At 56.4% G+C, this 19,390-nt stretch carries 15 protein-coding genes; 6 read left to right on the top strand and 9 right to left on the bottom strand.

Annotated elements, in window-relative coordinates; translation table 11 throughout:
- Positions 1-19 precede the first annotated feature (19 nt).
- The 6 genes from olsF to QMZ65_RS05815 form a co-directional block, all read right to left on the bottom strand.
- The gene (gene olsF, locus QMZ65_RS05840) at positions 20-1,738 is read right to left on the bottom strand and encodes a bifunctional ornithine lipid synthase OlsF (RefSeq protein WP_097118117.1); all 1,719 of its coding nucleotides are present in this window, start codon (positions 1,736-1,738) and stop codon (positions 20-22) included.
- Positions 1,739-1,978: 240 nt separating this feature from the next.
- On the bottom strand, positions 1,979-2,683 hold the full coding sequence (locus QMZ65_RS05835; RefSeq protein WP_283215574.1) for a proteasome-type protease: 705 nt from the start codon (positions 2,681-2,683) through the stop codon (positions 1,979-1,981).
- 21 nt (positions 2,684-2,704) lie between these two features.
- Complete coding sequence (locus tag QMZ65_RS05830) at positions 2,705-3,505, bottom strand: transglutaminase family protein (RefSeq protein ID WP_034828459.1); 801 nt, start codon at positions 3,503-3,505, stop codon at positions 2,705-2,707.
- A complete protein-coding gene (locus QMZ65_RS05825) occupies positions 3,502-4,431 on the bottom strand; it encodes an alpha-E domain-containing protein (RefSeq protein ID WP_211728565.1) in 930 nt (309 codons plus the stop codon). The genes QMZ65_RS05830 and QMZ65_RS05825 overlap by 4 nt, the downstream gene beginning before the upstream one ends.
- Positions 4,425-5,864, bottom strand: coding sequence for a circularly permuted type 2 ATP-grasp protein (locus QMZ65_RS05820; RefSeq protein ID WP_160868858.1), 1,440 nt, complete (start codon positions 5,862-5,864; stop codon positions 4,425-4,427). The genes QMZ65_RS05825 and QMZ65_RS05820 overlap by 7 nt, the downstream gene beginning before the upstream one ends.
- Before the next feature lie 125 nt (positions 5,865-5,989).
- Entirely contained in the window at positions 5,990-6,604 is a 615-nt protein-coding gene (locus tag QMZ65_RS05815; RefSeq protein ID WP_283215573.1) for a cupin domain-containing protein, read from the bottom strand.
- 253 nt (positions 6,605-6,857) lie between these two features.
- Between QMZ65_RS05815 and QMZ65_RS05810 the strand changes: the two genes are divergently transcribed.
- Positions 6,858-7,340 carry a YlaC family protein gene (locus QMZ65_RS05810; protein ID WP_283215572.1) on the top strand — a complete coding sequence of 161 codons (483 nt, stop codon included), beginning with the start codon at positions 6,858-6,860 and terminating at the stop codon, positions 7,338-7,340.
- A 171-nt stretch (positions 7,341-7,511) separates the two neighbouring features.
- Here the strand turns inward: QMZ65_RS05810 and QMZ65_RS05805 are convergent, their stop codons facing one another.
- The 3 genes from QMZ65_RS05805 to QMZ65_RS05795 form a co-directional block, all read right to left on the bottom strand.
- Positions 7,512-8,927, bottom strand: a complete 1,416-nt coding sequence (locus QMZ65_RS05805; protein WP_211728564.1) for an aminotransferase-like domain-containing protein — start codon at positions 8,925-8,927, stop codon at positions 7,512-7,514.
- A 185-nt stretch (positions 8,928-9,112) separates the two neighbouring features.
- Positions 9,113-11,203: a putative bifunctional diguanylate cyclase/phosphodiesterase gene (locus tag QMZ65_RS05800; protein WP_283215571.1), complete on the bottom strand. Its 2,091-nt coding sequence runs from the start codon at positions 11,201-11,203 to the stop codon at positions 9,113-9,115.
- A 159-nt stretch (positions 11,204-11,362) separates the two neighbouring features.
- Entirely contained in the window at positions 11,363-13,465 is a 2,103-nt protein-coding gene (locus QMZ65_RS05795; protein ID WP_160833675.1) for a putative bifunctional diguanylate cyclase/phosphodiesterase, read from the bottom strand.
- A 547-nt stretch (positions 13,466-14,012) separates the two neighbouring features.
- Between QMZ65_RS05795 and QMZ65_RS05790 the strand changes: the two genes are divergently transcribed.
- From QMZ65_RS05790 to QMZ65_RS05770, 5 genes are read left to right on the top strand one after another with little or no spacing between them, the layout of a single operon-like run.
- Positions 14,013-14,582 (top strand): spore coat protein U domain-containing protein, encoded by a 570-nt coding sequence (locus tag QMZ65_RS05790; protein WP_045814784.1) that lies wholly within the window; start codon positions 14,013-14,015, stop codon positions 14,580-14,582.
- A gap of 22 nt (positions 14,583-14,604) precedes the next feature.
- Complete coding sequence (locus QMZ65_RS05785) at positions 14,605-15,120, top strand: Csu type fimbrial protein (RefSeq protein ID WP_160833677.1); 516 nt, start codon at positions 14,605-14,607, stop codon at positions 15,118-15,120.
- Positions 15,121-15,145: 25 nt separating this feature from the next.
- Positions 15,146-15,844, top strand: coding sequence for a fimbrial biogenesis chaperone (locus QMZ65_RS05780; protein WP_176505759.1), 699 nt, complete (start codon positions 15,146-15,148; stop codon positions 15,842-15,844).
- Positions 15,841-18,279, top strand: coding sequence for a fimbria/pilus outer membrane usher protein (locus QMZ65_RS05775; protein WP_283215570.1), 2,439 nt, complete (start codon positions 15,841-15,843; stop codon positions 18,277-18,279). The genes QMZ65_RS05780 and QMZ65_RS05775 overlap by 4 nt, the downstream gene beginning before the upstream one ends.
- Positions 18,276-19,241, top strand: coding sequence for a Csu type fimbrial protein (locus tag QMZ65_RS05770; RefSeq protein WP_160833680.1), 966 nt, complete (start codon positions 18,276-18,278; stop codon positions 19,239-19,241). Before QMZ65_RS05775 ends, QMZ65_RS05770 begins: the two co-directional genes overlap by 4 nt.
- The last annotated feature ends 149 nt before the right edge of the window (positions 19,242-19,390 follow it).

Here is a 19,390-nt window from a genome sequence, read left to right as displayed (position 1 = left end):
CCTAAAGCCTCCCTGCTACTTATTCGACGCTTTCAACCTGCAAATGCATGCCGATGTAGCGCTCATAGCGTGATGGCTTCACGCGTGACAGGTCCACCAGCACCAGCCCGTCGATACAGTTGTTGAAATCAGGATCGCTGCCGAAATCGATAAACTGCACTCCGCCCGGTTCACACACTTCCGAGTACTGCTTGTAGAGCGTGGGAATCGCGGTGCCGAGATTTGCCAGCAGATGCTTCAGACGACGCAAGTCTTCCGCATAGTTATCACCGGTAAACTGCGCCAGCACCTCCGGCAGCGAGGCCGGATAAGGACGGCGCGATTTTGCCAGCGGCAATTCAGTCGGGAAGTACATGCGGTAGAACGCCACCAGCAGATCGCGCGCCGCCAGCGGCATACCGCCGGAGATCGACACCGGACCGAACAGGTAACGGGTCTCCGGGTATTTGGCGATATAGGCACCAATGCCCATCCACAGATAATCCAGGCCGCGTTTGCCCCAGTAGGCGGGCTGGATAAAGCTGCGACCCAGCTCCAGGCCCTGATTGATGATCGGCAACATGCGCTCGTCGTAGTGGAACAGGCTGTCGCTGTAGATGCCTTCCAGACCACGACGCTCCAGCTGCTCGGCACCCGGAATAAAGCGATAAGCGCCCACAATCTCCAGCGCATCGTCATCCCACAGAATCAGGTGATAGTAATCGTCATCGTATTTATCGAGGTCACGGCGGCGACCGCTGCCCTCGCCCACCGCGCGGAAGGCGATTTCACGCAGGCGTCCGAGTTCACGCAGCAGCGGCACCCAGGTCGCGCCGTTACGACGCCACAGGTAAATCTGTTTGCCATCCGGCAGCGAGCCGAGACGCTCACTCTCCATCAGCGCTTTTTTCAGTTCGGCACGATCTTCCGGGCGCGCAATCGCCGCTTCAGTCTGGAACAGACCACGACGGCCCTGACCAATGCGATATAAGTGCTTGCGCAGCCGTTTCGCCAGCTCTTTGCCCGGCGTGTGGCCATCGTGCCAGTTGGCAAACGGGATCTGCTCGCCAATGTGCAGCTTGATGCGCGATCCACGCTGGCGGAACATCTCGCGCACCAGCATCAGCAGCGCCAGCGGTGAGGCGATTTTGGCGGCGGCATAGAACGCAAGGCTATTACGTCCGACGACGTGTGCCGGAACAATCGGCGCACGAGCACGGGCGGCCAGGCGCAGGAAGCTGTGATGCCAGCGGTTATCGCGCACACCACGGCTCGAAAGGCGCGACACTTCACCCGCCGGGAAGATAATCAGTGCGCCCTGATTGTCGAGATGCTGCTGCATGCGCGTCAGCTGTTCGCGACTGGTGCGGTTGCCCATGTTATCCACCGGCAACATCAGATTGTTGATCGGCTCCAGCATCATCAGCATGCGGTTTGCCACGATTTTCACATCACGACGCACCTGAGACACGGCCGCCAGCAGCGCCAGTCCGTCCAGCGCACCGAGCGGATGGTTGGCGACAATCACCACCGGACCGCTGGTCGGGATCTGCTCCAAATCGCGTTCACTTAATTCACAGCGCACATCCAGGTGCTCCAGCACTTGCTCGACCATATCCACCCCTTTCAGGTGGCGATAACGGTCAGCAAAAGATTGGAATTCATGTTCGCGAACCGCCCATTTCAACAGGCTTTTTTGCCAGTTCGCGGGGTGATGGCCTGGCCAGTAAGTATCGAGAAGCTGATCAACAGAAAACATCATTCACCTTTTGTGCGCAGAGGTTTATGGCACCGAAGTTAAACAGGCTTGTTTTCAGATTTATGACCAGTGAGAAAGCGAAACGGAAATAACGGGGGGAAACGCAGGGCGTTAGTCAGTAATGGCACCGCTAGCGAACCGTATAGAGGATTGTCGAGCCAGCGAGCGGCAGAAGCCGCCCCTGAAAAGACAACCACTTATCGATGGTGTGGCACCGCCCGATTCATCGTGCGTGAGCGGTTAAAGTTTTAACGGCGGCAATTGTGAGAACACGCTCAACAAGCCTTTGCTCCACAACTGACGAATCTGCGAAAAGTAAGGGTGCTGTTCGGTAATATGATGCTGTTCGTTATCTTTGAACCTGTCGGTGTGATACACCATCACATCCAGCGGCAGGCCCACCGAAATATTACTCGCCAGCGTCGAGTCCATGGAAATCAGCGCACACTGCATCGCCTGGCTGAGCGGGGTCTCATAACGCAATACGCGATCAATAATCGGCTTGCCGTACTTGCTTTCACCAATCTGGAAATAAGGCGTATCCACGCTGGCTTCAATGAAGTTGCCCTGCGGATAGATCTGGAACAGGCGCGGCTCTTCACCACGAATCTGCCCCCCTAATAGCAGCGTGCCACCAAACTCTTCGCCATCACGTTTGATCACTTCACGCAGGGTTTCCCCCACCAGCAGCGCAATGTCATACAGCGAGCGCCCATTCAGCAGATTGGGCTGGTCGCTGTCGTGGTTATTACGCCGTAGCAAACTCATCACGCTTTGCGTGGTCGCCAGATTACCGGCGCTTTGCAGCACCAGCGTGCGTTCATCATCCACCTGAAACACATGTAATTTACGGAACGTGGAAATATGATCTACGCCCGCGTTGGTGCGTGAATCCGATACAAAAATCATCCCTGACGATAAACGCATTGCCACACAATAAGTCATAGTCACGCCTGCAAAAAAATATCACTGCTGCGCATGCACCTGCTGCACCGCGGCCATCGCCAGCATATCCTCACCGCCGCCACCCAGCCGCATACCGCGCACCGGACAAGCATCGAGATAATCCACACCCACCGCCAGACGTAAATGCTGGCGCGTACTGCGCGTATTGTTGGTGATATCAAAGCTGTGCCAACTGCCATCCAGCCAGGCTTCAACCCAGGCGTGAGTAGCAACGTGTTCTACATTGTCCGTATAAAGATAGCCGCTGACATAGCGCGCCGGGATCCCGAGACTGCGACAACAAGCCAGAAACACATGGCTGTGATCCTGGCAAACGCCGCTGCCCGCCGCAAATACTTTCGCTGCGGTATCACTCACCTGGGTGCTGCCTGGCTGGTACGGCATTTTTAACAGCAGCTCATCCATCAGTTTTTCCAGGCTGGCGAGCGGTTTTTCCGCGTGCCAGTAGCGCTGTGCGAAATCGCGTATCGCCGCATCGGGCAAGGTTAATGGCGTGGCGCGCAGAAACACCAATGGCGAAAGGATCGATTCAGGGTCGGGGGAATACTCCCCTTCATCCAGAATTTCCACCACCCCGCGCGCGGCAATCTCCAGTTGCTGATGTGGCGTATCCAGCGTCAGCACATGCAACACGTTGCCGTAAGCATCCAGGGTGCGCGTGGCTTCGCACGGTAAATCGAGATCCCATGACAGAATCTGCTGGTGCACCGAGTTTTGCGGCGTCAGGCGCAGATACTGGGTGCTGAGTTTGACCTGATGCTCATAGGCATACCAGGTTTTGTGCTCGATGTTCAGTCTCATTTCGCCTCCAGGTAGGTCTGATTGATGCTTTCTGCCAGCGCATTGGTCTGCGTGAGAAAGTGATTAAGCCAGCTGTACAACCCGTCACGCGTCAAACTCTCCCAGGTGCTGAAGCGCATTTCGGCTAACAGCACCGTCACCAGATAGCGTGGACGATCCTCACCGCTGCTGCCGATCTGTTCCAGCTGGTTGGCGATCTCCTCAATGCAGGAGTGCAGCGAACGCGGGCTTTCGTTACGCAGGATCAGCATCTCGTTCACCAGATCCGGCATCAGCTGCTGCTTAAAGATCGCGTTATAGGCTTCACGCGCCGACACCGCACGCAGCAAGGTATCGAGGCAGTAGTATTCCCGCACCGAATCGGGGTTTTGCTCCAGCAGTTGCTGGTTGACGCTCAACAAACGCGCGGTGCCGTCGCTGCGCTCCATCAGCGTGCCGATGCGGATAAAGCACATCGCATCGCCGCGCAGCAAGGTGCCGAACATCGCGCCACGAAACAGGTGGGAGCGCTCTTTAACCCAGTCGAAAAAGCTGTCGGCGTTGGCGCTGGTGATGCCGCGTCGCCGCATGTTACGCATCTCAATCCACGTTGAGTTGATGCTCTCCCACACCTCGGATGACAAACTGCCGCGCACCGCGTGCGCATTGTTCCACGCCTCCTGCCAGCAGCTAAAAATACTGCTAGGGTTGCGATCGTCGAGGGCAAAAAAGTTAAACAGCTGCGGCATGGTGAAACGCCCGTTGAGGGTTTCAAACAGCTGGCGCGTGCCGGTGAGATTGAGCGGCAACAACAGCTCATCGGTTTGGCTGTTACGCACCGGCATCAGCGAAAGCCGGTTGGTGACATCCAGCACCCGGGCAAGTTGTTCTGCGCGCTCCAGATAGCGCGCCATCCAATAGAGGCCACTGGCCGTGCGGCTTAGCATGATGCGTCATCCTCCAGAACCCAGGTGTCCTTGGTGCCACCGCCCTGCGATGAGTTCACCACCAGCGAACCTTCGGTCAGCGCCACGCGGGTTAAGCCACCCGGCACTAAACGAATATCCGCACCGCATAAGGCAAAGGGACGCAAATCGATATGACGCGGCGCCAGGCCGTTGTCGATAAACGTCGGGCAGGTGGAGAGCGAGAGCGTGTCCTGCGCGATATAGTTTTCCGGGCGTGCTTTTAAACGATCGCGAAAATCACTCAGCTCCTGCTGGCTGGCCACCGGACCAATCAACATGCCGTAACCGCCAGCGCCGTGTACCTCTTTCACCACCATTTTGCTGAGATTGGCGAGGACGTAAGTCAGATCCTGCGGCTTGCGGCACTGCCAGGTCGGCACGTTGTTGAGGATCGGATCTTCATCCAGATAGAAGCGGATCATATCCGGCACATAAGGGTAGATCGATTTGTCATCGGCCACGCCAGTGCCAATGGCATTGGCCAACACCACGTTACCGGAGCGATACACCGACAGTAGGCCCGGCACGCCGAGCATCGAATCGGGACGGAACGCCAGCGGATCGAGGAACGCATCATCAACACGGCGATAGATCACATCAACTTTGCACGGCCCGGCGGTGGTGCGCATCATCACTGCACCGTCTTTGACAAACAGATCGGCACTTTCCACCAGCTCAACGCCCATCTGCTGCGCAAGGAAACTGTGTTCGAAGTAGGCGCTGTTGAAGCGGCCCGGCGTCAGCACCACGACCACCGGATCGTTGACCGGTGAGCTTTCGCGCAGGGTTTGCAGCAGGTGTGAAGGATAGCGTTCTACCGGGGCAATATGCTGCTCGACGAACAGTTCCGGGTAGAGGCGCATCATCATCTTGCGGTTCTCCAGCATGTAGGAGACACCAGAAGGCGTGCGCAGATTGTCCTCCAGTACGTAGTACTCGCCGTCGTTGTTGCGCACCATATCGACACCGGTGATGTGCGCATAGATGTTGCGGTGCAGATCGACACCTTGCATGCAGGGCTGATATTGATCGTTTACCAGCACCTGCTCGGCAGGCACGATCCCCGCCTTGAGGATGTGTTGTTGATGGTAGATATCATGCAGGAAGGCATTCAGGGCTTGCACGCGCTGGCGGATGCCGCGATCGAGCATCGCCCACTCACTGGCCGGAATAATACGCGGCACGCTATCGAACGGGATGAGCCGCTCCGCGCCGCCGTCTTCACCATAGACGTTGAAGGTGATGCCCACGCGATGAAACAGCAGTTCCGCTTCTTCGCGTTTCCGCGCCACAGCCTCTTTGTCCGCCTGTTGTAACCACTCCCAGTAATGCTGATAGTGCGCACGGTGTTCGCCGTTGCTCAATAACATCTCATCATAGAAGTGTGACGCTATCTGGTAGCTTTCTTTCATGATTTACCCGGCGCTTGTCAGAGGACCTGGATCCTCTCCTGCACAAAGTGTGCCAGAGGCTCACGCCCCAAACGGCACACGCACCCCGATAGTGGAGCAGCGCCGAATAACACTCAGATTGCACCTTACTGGTGCATTAGCTGCTGCGCAATTGGCAGCCAGATATCCGTCATCGCTCCATCGCCCCCCGTGAAAGGATCGCGCTGCGGCAAAGGTACGCGCGCGATCTGATCTTTCGCCGCGCGTAAACGAGAAGGTTCATCACGCACGGTTTCCGGGGACATCCCTTCAGGATAGGCGCCAACGGCGAAAAAATCGTCTGAGGCGAACACCTGTTTATGGCCGACACCGGCGGGGATCAGCACCGCATCACCCTCACGTAGCGTCACCATACGGCCGCTATCGCCGCCAAACAGCACTTCCGCCCAGCCCGACGCGACGCCCAGAATTTCATGGGTGTTGGGATGGTAATGGGTGTAAGGGAAGATTGGCGCGCGCCACGCGGCCGGCCAGCCGTTAGCCGTGAAGGTTTTTTCAAACCATTCGGCGCTGTTGCTTTGCAGCTCCTCATCATAGTCAGGCGCAATGCCGGGCCAGATGATCAGCGGCAGCAGATTGTTAGGCACACCGCCTGAGGGCTGCGACAGCATCAAATGCTGCGGATTATTTGATGAACCTGCAGAAAAGGTACCGGCGGCGAAAGACATCAGTAACAGCAGGCTGGAAGTGTTGGCAGTCATACTCTTTCTCCGGGAAGCCACGTTGCTTAATTGTGGCAAACCCCGACGGCATTACAATGTGCGCCCGCCGACAAAATTCACATAAAAGAATGATTTACCTTACTAAAGCCAAATTACCTGGCAACATATTTAACATTTTGTGGGACCGGAAAAGCCGCCAATAAACTGTTATAAAAAAACACCTCAATTCTGTATCTGATTCGCTTCACTGTTATGTGATTAACTGGCAGGCAGTAACATTCAGAGGTGAACTATGGAAGCGATCAAACAAATTCTGCTCGATGAAATCGCCACGCTTAACCGTGAAGGCCAGCGCGATAATCTGCCACGCTTTAGCTTATCATTCCTTAAAACCCATCCGGGGCTGTGGGCGATCATGTATCTGTGTTACGCGCTGTGCGTGGCGCTGATCTTCTCCACCGACATGCTTGGCTGGCCAGCGTTTTGGTTCGCCACCGCCTTTGTATTGGTGATGAGCTTCCTGATGCTGATGGATATCAACCCCAAATACCACTTTGAGGATATCGACACGCTGGATTTGCGCGTTTGCTACAACGGTGAGTGGTATTATGTGCAGCCAGTTTCACAGCAAGCGCTGGATAAAATCGTGGAAAATCCCGGCACGCCCGACCGCGTGCGCAGCGGCATCGATCGCCTGATGAAGCAGAAAGGTGAGGTGGATTTTTATGATGTTTATTACCTGACATGGGGCAATAAGCAGGCAGCAACTATCTGATGAATATCGTCTTGCACGAGATGCGAGACAGCACAGGCTACAAAAATCTGACGCGATGTTGTCAGGTTGCCCTGCAGGTACAACCGGCACATTGATGACAATTCAGACTGACCACATTGGTCATCCTTTGTGGTCAGTCGTGTCAGGGGCCAACATTTTGCGGCAGAGCCCTTAAGCCGACGCCAACTGAGCAATCAATTTCCCTAACGTCTCCACCGCCGCCTCGGCGCGCGCATCCCACGGCCAGGCGGTGTTGAAGCGAAAACAGTGGCTGAATCCTTCACTGCCCGAGAACAGCTGACCGGGCGCGATGCTGATGCCCTCTTTCAACGCCAGATGATAAAGCTGCGTCGTATTGATCTGTTCCGGCAGCGTAATCCACAGGAAATAGCCGCCCGGCGTATCACCGATCTGCGCATCAGCAGGCAGCACACGGCGCAATGCTTGCTGGGCCAGTTGCTTACGCTTTGCCAGCGTCTGGCGCAGCTTCTTTAAATGCGTGTCGTAACTGCGGGTGCTGAGGAAGTCGACCAATGCCAGCTGCATCGGCGCGCTGGTGGAGAGCGTACTCATGAGCTGAATACGCTGTACGCGCTGTGCATAGCGCCCGGCCGCCACCCAACCGACGCGAAATCCCGCTACCAGGTTCTTCGAAAAGCTGCCGCAATGCAGCACATTCCCCTCGCGATCAAAAGCTTTGGCGGGCAAAGGCTTGTCGTGGCCGCTGTAGAGATCGCTGTAAACGTCATCCTCAATCATCGCGACCTGGTAGCGCGACAGCAGAGTGACCAACTGTTGTTTTCGTTCAGCGCTCAGGGTAAAGCCCAGCGGGTTTTGTCGGTTAGTCATCAGCCAGCAGGCTTTGACCGGCCAGCGTTGCAATGCCTGCTCCAGCTCGTCGAGATCGATGCCCTGCTCAACATCGCTGGCGATGGCAATCGCATTCAGTTTCAGGCGTTCAATCACCTGCAAGGCACCGTAGAAAGAAGGATTTTCAATCACCACCCAATCACCGGGTTCGGTCACCGCTTGCAGGCTGAGGTTGAGCGCTTCCATCGCGCCGTTGGTGATGACGATATCGTCCGGCGACAAGGTGATGCCCTGCTGGGCATAACGTTGCGCCAGAATTTTCCGCAGCGCTTCGTTGCCGGGCGGCAGGTTATTCAAGGCATCACTGGGTTTCAGATTGTGCGAGACTTTGACCAGCGAGCGCATCAACTGACGCTGCGGAAAGAGTTCGGGATCGGGAAAGGCAGAGCCAAACGGCATGATGCCAGGGTCACGCGTGGCTTGCAGCACATCAAACACGAAGCTGTTGGTGTCCGCCTGCTCGGTTTTGGCAATCGCCTGTGTCGGCAAACGTGGGCGGCTTTCGGCAGCACGAGGCGCAACGTAGTATCCGGATTGCGGTTTTGACAGGATCCAGCCCTGGCTTTCCAGCACTTCATAGGCGTGCATCACCGTCATCAGGCTAAGGCCGCTCTGCTCCGCCTGCTGACGTAATGACGGCAGCTTTTCGCCCGGCGGCCAGATGCGCGCTTCGATCTGCTTACGAAGTTGATCGACCAACTGCTGATATTTCGCCACCCTGGCTCCGATATGGGAAATGAGTGCGGCTATTTTCCCTCACCCTGGCCCCTTCCCGCAAGCGCGAGAGGGGATGGTTGGCCAGGGAATATTACTCAGGTACTCAAGCTTTGCCGCACCGGGAAACGCACCTTCGCCTACTTGCGGGAGAAGATTGGGATGCAGCTCATCTCCTGACCATTGCTTTACGGCAGCTGCACCAGCTGCTGCTCATTTTCGACAAAGTTCGGCAGTTCGTGGATGCGTTCCGGCGGCACCGGTTTGCCCAGCAAATACCCCTGCAAGGTATCGCAACCCAGGCCGGTGAGGAACGCTTGTTGATCCTGCGTTTCCACCCCTTCCGCCACCACTTTGAGATCCAGTGACTGCGCCAGTGCCACAATGGCGGAAACGATGGTGGCATCTTCCGATTTTGCCTGCAGTTCATTGACGAACGCGCGGTCGATCTTCAACTCACTGGCGGGCAAACGTTTGAGATAAAGCAGGCTGGAGTAACCGGTGCCGAAATCATCGATCGAGGCTTTCACGCCCATATCCGTCAGTTGCGTCATGATACGCACACTCTCTTCCGGATCACGCATCGCCGTGGTTTCCGTCACTTCCAGCGTCAGCAATTCGGCCGGGATCTGATGCTTCGCCAGCGCCTGCGTCACGGTTTCCACCAGGTTGCTCTGCTCAAACTGCAGCGCGGAGAGATTCACCGCGACCGACCAATGTGAATGGCCCTGCAGATGCCAGCAGTGCAATTGACGGCAGGCTTCGTTAATCACCCAGTTACCGATGTTGATGATCATGCCGGTCTTCTCGGCAATCGGCAGGAATTTGTCCGGTGCCAGCAAACCGCGTGTCGGATGCTCCCAACGTAACAGGGCTTCAAAGCCGAGAATCGGGCCGCTCGGCGCACAGTATTTTGGCTGATAGAATAGACGTAACTCTTCGTTATCCAGCGCTTGCCACAGATCGTTATTCAGCTGTAGCTGCGACTGCGCGAGGGTATTCATCGACGGCTGGAAGAAGTTGTAGCCGTTACGACCATTGTTTTTGGTGTGATACATCGCCGCATCGGCGTTAAACATCAGCTCGCGATCATCTTGACCGTCGCCGGGATAGACCGCGATGCCGATACTCAGTGACACCACCAGCTCATAGCGTGAAATATCAAACGGGCGATCGACCGCTTTCACCAATGCATCCGCTACCGCTGCGGCGTCATTGGGCTCATCGATTTCGATCAGCAGCACGAACTCGTCGCCACCCATACGTGCCAGGGTGTAGTGCCCTTTCATCTGACTGATCATGCGCTCGGCCACGGCAATCAGCAGGTTGTCACCCACATGGTGACCAAAGGCGTCATTGACCGCTTTGAAGCCATCCAGATCCATAAACATCAGCGCAAACTGCGACTTCTCGCGATTGGCTTTGTTGATCGATTGCTCCAGACGATCTTCCAGCAAAATACGGTTTGGCAGGCGTGTCAGGTTATCGTGCAGGGCCAGTTGCGCCAGCTCGCGGTTGGCTTCCGCCAGTGAGTGCGCAAGGATGGAGGTGCGCGCTTGCAGGCGTGCATCCAGCATCGAAACCAGCAACGTAATGCCGAGGATCGCCAGCGTCACCACGGTGACCACAATCGCCAGCCAGTTGCTGTTAACGCCCATGTGCGTGGCATGACTCATCATCGGGAAGCTGGCCGCGGCCATACCGGTGTAGTGCATGCCAGCAATGGCGCAGCCCATTACCACCGAAGCACCGAGACGCAGAATGTTCACGCGACCATGTCCTTCGCGCAGGTTAAAGGCCAGCCACAGGGCCGCCCCCGATGCCACCAGCGCAATCACCACTGAAGCGGCGACCCAGCCCCAATTCCAGACGATGCCCGGCGCAAACATCAGCGCGGCCATGCCCATGTAGTGCATGGCGACCACGCCGGAACCGAGCACCAAAGCCCCGCCCGTTAAGCGCCGCCAGGATAAATCATGCGATGAGCACACCAGCCACAAGGCAAAAATTGATGCCAGGATTGCCACTGCCATCGACGTCGCCGTCAGCAGCGGATCGTAGCTCATCACCATATCCAGGCTCATCGACAGCATGCCGATGAAATGCATCGCCCAGACGCCCACGCCCATGGCGAATCCACCGCCTAATAACCAAATCAGCGCCACCTTGCCAGTTGAAGAAGCCACGCGTCCCGCCATATCCAGCGCGGTAAACGAGGCCAGCATCGCCACCAGAATGGAAACGATGACAGTAAACGAATCGTACGAAGTCACTAACATAGTGATTTCCCAAGTTAAAGCCGTTATCAATCAGCTGTGGTGTTATGAAAAAAAGTCAAGGCTATAGGTTTTATGGTGTGTTTTATCGGCAGGATCACTGCCGATTTGAGTCTTTGAACGATGAAACCTTCCGATGTGGAAGAAAATAAAAACTGTTTATCAGGCGCTGGTTAAGGGCAGCGGGTGCTCAGCAAACAGCGGCGGTGCATTAAACACAGCGGTAAATTCACCGATACGCTCCGCCGGTGTTGGCTTGCCCAGCAGATAGCCCTGCAGCGTGTCAAAACCGAGCCCGGTCAGCAGACGCTGCTGTTCCTCGGTTTCTACCCCTTCGGCCACCATGCGCAGATTGAGACTTTGTGCCAGTGTCAGCATCGCGCTCACGACGGTGGCGTCCTCGCTGTCGGCACGCAGGCTGTTAATAAAGGCTCGGTCGATTTTCAGTTCGGTGGCTTCCAGATGTTTCAGATGCAGTAAATTGGCATAGCCGATACCGAAGTTATCGATCGCCACTTTCACGCCGAGCTGATGCAATTCTGCAATGCGCTGCTGGCTGAACTGCGGGTCGCGCATCGCGATATTCTCGGTAATCTCCAGCATCAGCGCCCCCTCCGGCAGCTGATAGCGCAGCAGTGCATGACGCAAGCTGTCGATGAGATCGCGCTGATGGAATTGCAACGCCGAAAGGTTAACTGACACGCTCCAGTCGCGGTTGCCTTCATCGTGCCACTGTTTTAACTGACGGCACGCTTCGTTGATCACCCAATTGCCCAGCGCCACGATTTGCCCGGTTTTCTCCGCACGCGGCAGGAACATATCCGGCATCAGTAATCCGCGACGCGGATGTTGCCAGCGCAGCAGCGCTTCGAAGCCCATGAGCACCGTGCCGCCTGCGCGGAATTTTGGCTGATAAAACAGGCACATTTCCTGGTATTCCAGCGCATTCCACAGGTCATTCGCCAGCGCCAGCTGATGCTGTGCCACGGCGCTCATCATCGGTTCAAACAGACACCAGCCGTTTCGGCCGCTGTGTTTGGTGTGATACATGGCGGAGTCGGCGTTGAACATCATCTCCTGCTGGCTACGACCGTGCTGCGGGAACACCACGATGCCGATACTCAACGACACCCGCAGTGAATAACGATCCAGTTCAAACGGCGCATCAATCGCATTCACCAGCTGCTGCGCCAGCGCCGAGGCTTGTAAATCATTGTATTGTGGACACAGCAGCACAAACTCATCGCCCCCCAGTCGCGCCAGCAGCACGCCCTCGCCCAGCTGCACGCGCAGACGTTCGGCGACCGCGATAAGCAGGCGATCGCCCACGTGATGGCCCCAGGTATCGTTGACGGCTTTGAAGCCATCGAGATCCATAAACATCAGCGCAAAAGTCTCATCCTGCAACGTGGCTTGCTTGATCTGCGCCGTCAATTGCTGCTCCAGCAGCACGCGGTTGGGAAGCGAGGTGAGATTGTCATGCAACGCCAGCTGGCGCAGTTCACTGTTGGCACGCTTGAGCTTGGCCGCCAGACGCGCCGCGCGTAGCTGAGCGTCCAGCATCGAAACCAGCAGCGTGACGCCGAGAATGGACAGCGTGATAATGGTCACCCATACCGCCAGTCCATCCTCACTGATGCCATGATGTTGCTGCATGGTGCTTGGCACGCTGTACTCCGCTGCCGCCATGCCGGTGTAGTGCATTCCGGCGATGGCAATACCCATCACCAGTGCCGCGCAGACGCGCATGATCCACACGCTCTCGCCCTGACGCAGATGAAACGCCAGCCACAGTGCTGCCCCCGAGGCGGCATAGGCAATCACCACGGAGAGTGCGACCAACGGCATGTCCCAGCGAATCGCCGGTTCAATCATCAGGGCATTCATGCCAATGTAATGCATTGCCACCACGCCGCTGCCGAGTATCAGGGTGCCACTTAACAGCCGACGTGGGGTCAGATGGCTGCCCTGAACACCCTGGGCGAAGGCGAAGATGGCAGAGAGGATCGCCACCAGCAGGGAAACCGTGGTGAGGGTAATGTCATAACGCATGGTCATCGGCATCATCATCGCCAGCATGCCAATGAAGTGCATCGCCCAGATGCCAATGCCCATCGCGGTGCCACCGCCAATCAGCCACATTTTCGCCAGGTAGCCGCGTGATATCGCGACGCGTCCTGCCGTATCCAGTGCGGTAAACGCAGCAATGAAGGCCACGATTAATGAAACCGTGACCAGAACGCTATCCCAGGTAACCAGCAGCATGTGCGCTCCTAAACTCAGCCCGCTGCGGAGCAGGTGCTGTATCGTCAAAAAAGTTCAAAGAGTTCGAAACATTGATTAAGGGTGAGTAATGACCGCACGCAGTGAGGCAGAGGGGGGAGCCGATCCAGATAATTCTGGAAACACCACGCTATGTTTTTTGTTTTTCATCATCCGTCGCAGTCAGAAAAATTAATAATATCTGATTAATGCACGAACATAACATTGAACGATTAATCGCGGTAGAGGGTGAAATCACTCGCTGTTTAGTTTTTTTAACCGGTTGTCACTCCTTGCGATTACTGCATTATCGGCGAAAATTGTGAATTGATTAATGAAAAATCTAACCGCAACGCTCCCAGTGTTGATTTGCTGATCTATAGTAAAGAAAACTGATATAAATCATAAACCCTCCATCTAAGAATATTCCTAGATGCCGGGCACTTACGCAGTAAAGTCGATCGTGGCTCTTGTTTGACTTCGGATTCGTTACATAAATGAATCACCAGGTGAAAAAGCACTGACTACGGATAATCAGTAAGGAATGATTATGAAACTCAAGCTTTTTCTTTTGGCGTCCAGCCTGAGCGTAGTGCTCGCCCCTCATGCGGCTTTTGCCGCCACCACAACGGGAACCATTAATGCGACCCTGACCCTGACCACCGGCTGCCTGGTGAATGGTCAGTCTGCCACCACAGGCGTCAACTTCGGTACCCTGAACTTTGGTAGCAGCGCCGCAACCTTCGATACCCTGAATGCCACGTTGGTCGGCGCATCAGGCAACGGTATCTATGTTCGCTGCACTACCGGCCAGACTTTCAACGTGCAGGTCACCAGCAGTAACGCCGCGCCAGCGACCATTTATGGCACCGTCAGCGGCCAGCCGCGCTATCTGATCCTCGGTTCCAATAACACCCAAGGCATTGCCTATACCCTGTATAGCGATGCGGCATTCACCACCGCCATCGCCAATAACACCAACATTGCCGCCAGCGGCACCACGGACCCGACCTTAGGCACTAACTACGCCATTTATGGTCGTGTGGTGGGCGGCGGATTTAACCCACTGATTCCGGCAGGGACTTATACCGACACCATTAACGTTGCGGTGAACTACTGAGGTCAGTTGTGGGGTAATCAGGGTGGCCGTGGTGCAGCGTTGGGTGCACATTGCAGGCGGCCTCGCCCTGCTGATAGGGAGCGTCTCTGCCTGGGGGTTGCCAACCGCAACCTTTCAGGTCTCTGCATCAGTAGTGGCAGGCTGTGTTGTCTCCGGTACCAATACCGGGGTCTTTGGCACGCTTAATTTCGGTACGCAATCTGGCGTATCGTCCAGCAGCGTGAGCGCCAGCTATGTGCAAAGCACCACCATCATTCTCGCCTGCACGCCAGGCACCGCCGTTAGCATGAGCATTAATGGCGGCGCCAATTACTCTACTACCCGCAATCTCAAGGTCTCGGGTAACACCAATACCGTGCCCTATTCCCTTTACACCAACGCGGCACACTCCACGGCTATCCCAGTGAATAGCGCCGTGGCGTTGAGTTACAGCAACGCCAATAACATTACTTTGCCGATTTATGGCCTGTTAACGCTGCCCGGCCCCACACGCGCCGGCACTTATACCGACACCTTAACCGTTACGCTTAGCTGGTGACGGCAGTGATAAAGAAGGATGAATAATCATGAACCTGCGCGCCCTGTTACTGTTGTTTATCATGGCACTAATGCCTGCTGCCCACGCTGCCAATTCGCTGATGATTTGGCCCATCGATCCCACCATCAATCCCGATGATAAAGCCAGTGAGCTTTGGCTGGAAAACCGTGGGAATGCCACCACCATGATGCAGGTGCGCATCTTTAGCTGGCTGCAAGTGGGCGGTCAGGAACAGTATCAAACTCAGCAGCAAGTGGTTGCCAGCCCGCCGATGGTGCGCCTCGAACCGGGTCAGAAACAACTGGTGCGACTCATTAAGCAGGGCGCGCCGGAAGCGGGACGCGAAATGTCCTACCGCGTGGTGCTGGATGAAATCCCTACGCCACGCACGCCCGGCGAAAATCAGGCGGGATTAACCTTCCAGATGCGCTATTCGGTTCCGCTGTTTGTTTATGGTAACGGCGTCACCAGCGACAGTGCGAAGCCGCATCTCAGCTGGCAACAGGTGGACAGTGGTGGCAAACGCTGGCTGGAACTCACCAACCGTGGCAATGGCCATGCGCGGCTGAGTAACGTCACCATCGGTGGTCGCCGCCTGGGCAATGGCCTGTTTGGCTACGTACTGGCAAACAGCAGTAACCGCTGGCCATTAACCAGCAGCGTGAGCGGTGAGCTGTCCGCAGAAGTGAATAAAGGGCACTGGAGCAGCGCGGCCGCGCGTTGATGACGTTTTCGCTGCATCCCTGCACGTTGGCAGTGGCTAGCGTGCTATGCCTGTTACCTCAAATCAGTAGCGCGGAGACCTTTTCCGAGCTACCACCGCCCCCTGCGCTGGAGAACAACGCCAGCGGTCAGCAGTACATGCTGGAGCTGGTGGTGAATCAGAACGCGCGCGGCGATATCGTGCCGGTGGAGCGCAAAAACGGCGACTTTTGGCTGCGCAGTGGCGATTTACAGCGTGCCGGTATCCCTGCAGAGAAACTCCAGGGCGAGCAAATCGATGTGAATCAACTTGCGGAGGTGAAAGCAGAATATGACGAGCGCCGTCAACGCCTGTTGCTCACCGTTCCGCCCGCCTGGCTGCCCGGCCAGGTGATCGGTAAAGATCAGCGCGGCCCTCGCTACCCGGGGCGAGCCAGTAACGGTGCGCTGCTCAATTACGACTTTTACGCCACGCGTACCGATAATGCCGGTTCCCGCCTGTCGAGCTGGAATGAGCTGCGCGTGTTTGGCCCCAGCGGGCAATTCTCCACCAATGGCGTCTACACCCAACAACTGGAAGGCGGTGTCAGCGGTCAGCAAGAGGGATACATTCGCTACGATACCTGGTTCAGCAATGAAGATGAGAACGATGCAATTAGCTGGCGCGCCGGGGATCTGGTCACCGATGCGCTGAGCTGGAGTAACAGCGTGCGTCTGGGTGGCGTGCAGATTGCGCGTGATTTCAGCGTGCGACCGGATTTGGTCACTTACCCGCTACCGGCGTTTTCCGGCCAGGCCGCAGTGCCCTCTTCCGTCGATCTGTTTATTAACGGTTATCGCAGCACGCAAGCCAATGTGCAGCCGGGTCCGTGGTCGCTGACCAATGTGCCGTTCGTTAATGGCGCGGGCGATGCGGTGATCACCACCACCGATGCCGTGGGGCGCCAGGTCACTACCACGCTGCCGTTTTATGTCTCCAGCAGCCTGCTGCGACAGGGTTTGTCGGATTACTCCTTCTCGGCCGGTGCTATTCGTGAAAACTACGGACTGGAGAACTTTGACTATGGCGCAGCAGCAGCCAGCGGCTCTTATCGTTATGGGTTAACCGACTGGCTGACGCTGGAGAGCCATGCGGAAGGCAGCGACAGCGTGGCCACCGGCGGCGCTGGGGGATTGGTGAAGCTCGGCAGCTGGGGCGTGGTCAATGGTGCGCTGGCACAAAGTCAGATGGAAGGTAAACCCGGCACGCAATACAGTTGGGGTTATCAATACAACAACAGCTGGTTTAGCCTCGGCACCCAGCATGTATTACGCACCGCCGATTACGGCAATCTGGCGCTGGTCGGCAGCCGGGGCGACAGCGCCAACACCAGCTACTCACTGGCGCGACGCAGTGCGCAGTACACCGCCAGCGTGTCACTCAATCAATACGGCAGTCTGGGCCTGGCCTACTTTGATATTGCCGGCGGATCGGGCGATCGCACCCGTTTATGGAACCTGTCGTGGAGTAAAAATCTGTGGGGTAACAGCAGCCTGTATATCTCCGCCAGCCGCGATCAGGAACAGGGCGACTGGAGCGGTGCCATCTCTTTGGTGATCCCATTCGGCGAGCAGAGCAGTGCTTCGGTGAGCTATGAGCGCGATCAGCAGGGCAACAACAATCAGCGCCTCTACGTGTCACGCGCTATGCCGACCGATGGTGGCTTTGCGTATGATGCGGCCTGGGCCAATCAGGGTGGCGACAGCGGTGATTACCGCCAGGCAAGCCTGCGCTATCGCAATAACAAAATCGACACCTCAGCCGGATTCTACGGTGATAACGATAACACCACGCAGTGGGCCGATTTCACCGGTTCGCTGGTGCTGATGGATAACCGCGTGTTTGCCGCCAACGACATCAATGATGCGTTTGTGGTGGTGAAAACCGATTACCCGGATGTCACGGTGCGCTATGAAAACCAGGCAATGGGACGCACTGATAATCAGGGCTATTTGCTGGTGCCATCGATCAGCAGTTACTACGGCGCAAAATACGATATCGATACCCTGGATTTACCCGCCGATCGCACCGCACCCAAGGTGGAACAGCGTTTTGCGGTGAAACGGAAAAGCGGTTACCTGCTGAACTTCCCGGTGGAGCGCCTGCGTGCCGCCAGCATGGTGCTGCACGATAAACAGGGGCAACCGTTGCCGATCTCCAGCCAGGTGCTGCGCCCGAATCAGGGTACGGAATATATCGGATGGGATGGCATTGTCTGGATGGAGAATCTGAGCGCTGAAAACCCAATTCATGTGGTGACGCCTGATGGGCGCAGTTGTGATACCACGCTGACCATTGCGGACGGCCAGCCAAAAGCGCTGGAGACCTACGGTCCGCTGACGTGCGACCTGCCGCCGTCGTCGCCGGGTTCGGCGGTCAGCACGGCCAATAATTCACAGTCAGGAATTTCGCCATGAGAAAGTTTCTTCTGCTGCTGGCACTGTTTATCTTGCCGGGCACCAGCTATGCGCTTTGCAGTTTATCGGCCCCAACGGCGACCTTTGGCTCCGTGACCACCTTCGCGGTGGGCTCCACAGTGCAGAACACCTCCAGCACCACCAACGTCAACTGTGGGTCAGGTACGCTGTCGTTGCTGGGCACCGATAACGTCACTTACGCCTTCACCACCGCGACCTATCTTAGCGGCGCGCGCGCGGTGTTGAAAACCGCCAGCACCGGCACGGACAGTATTCCGATTCAGATGTGTATCGACAGCGCCTGTGCCAGCGAACTCACGCAGGGGTCTAACCACGTTTACAGTTCATCGGCGTTGTTAACACTGGGCAGCACGCTCAATTTCAATATTCCGCTCTATTTCCGCACAGTGCCTGGACAGGTGATTGCCGCAGGCAGTTATACGACGACGATTACGCTCACTGTGAGCTATACGGTATGTGCCGGGTTGAACGTAGCAGGTTTATGCGTGGGTACGGTGCAAACCAGTACCGGCACCGCGATGCCGATTACCGTTAACCTGGTTGTGACCAATGATTGCACCACCATCACCGCGCCCAATGTGAGTTTTGGCAGCGCACCCTTGGTGGGAAGTTTCTCCACGGTGCAGCAGACCATCAACGTGGTGTGTTCTAAAGGCAGCACTTTCACTGTGGGGTTGAGCAATGGCAGCTACTACAGCGGCACCACGCGCCAGATGGCGAGCGGGACTAACCGGCTGGCTTATGACATTTATAAAGGCACCACCACCACGACACGCTGGGGACCGACCGGCACTGACCGCTGGAGCAGTGCCAGCGCCACCTCTCTGAACGCGGATCTGGTGACGCGCAACTTCACCTATACAGCGCAGATTCTGACGACGCAGAATACGCCAGCGGCGGGGAGTTATACGGATAGCGTGGTGGTGGATCTGTCGTTTTAGGCAGGGCATGAGCGACGATGTCGCTTGTTAAGAGGCCCGATGATTGCGTTTCACTGCGCCATACCCACATATCTGCATAAACAAAAAAGCAGCCCCTTGAACAAGGGGCTGATTTATTCGAATCGCTTCTTAACGGGCTGATATGAGGC

Source organism: Pantoea sp. EABMAA-21 (assembly GCF_030053335.1).
GTDB lineage: Bacteria > Pseudomonadota > Gammaproteobacteria > Enterobacterales > Enterobacteriaceae > Pantoea > Pantoea communis.
This window is presented reverse-complemented; position numbering and strand designations above follow the sequence as displayed.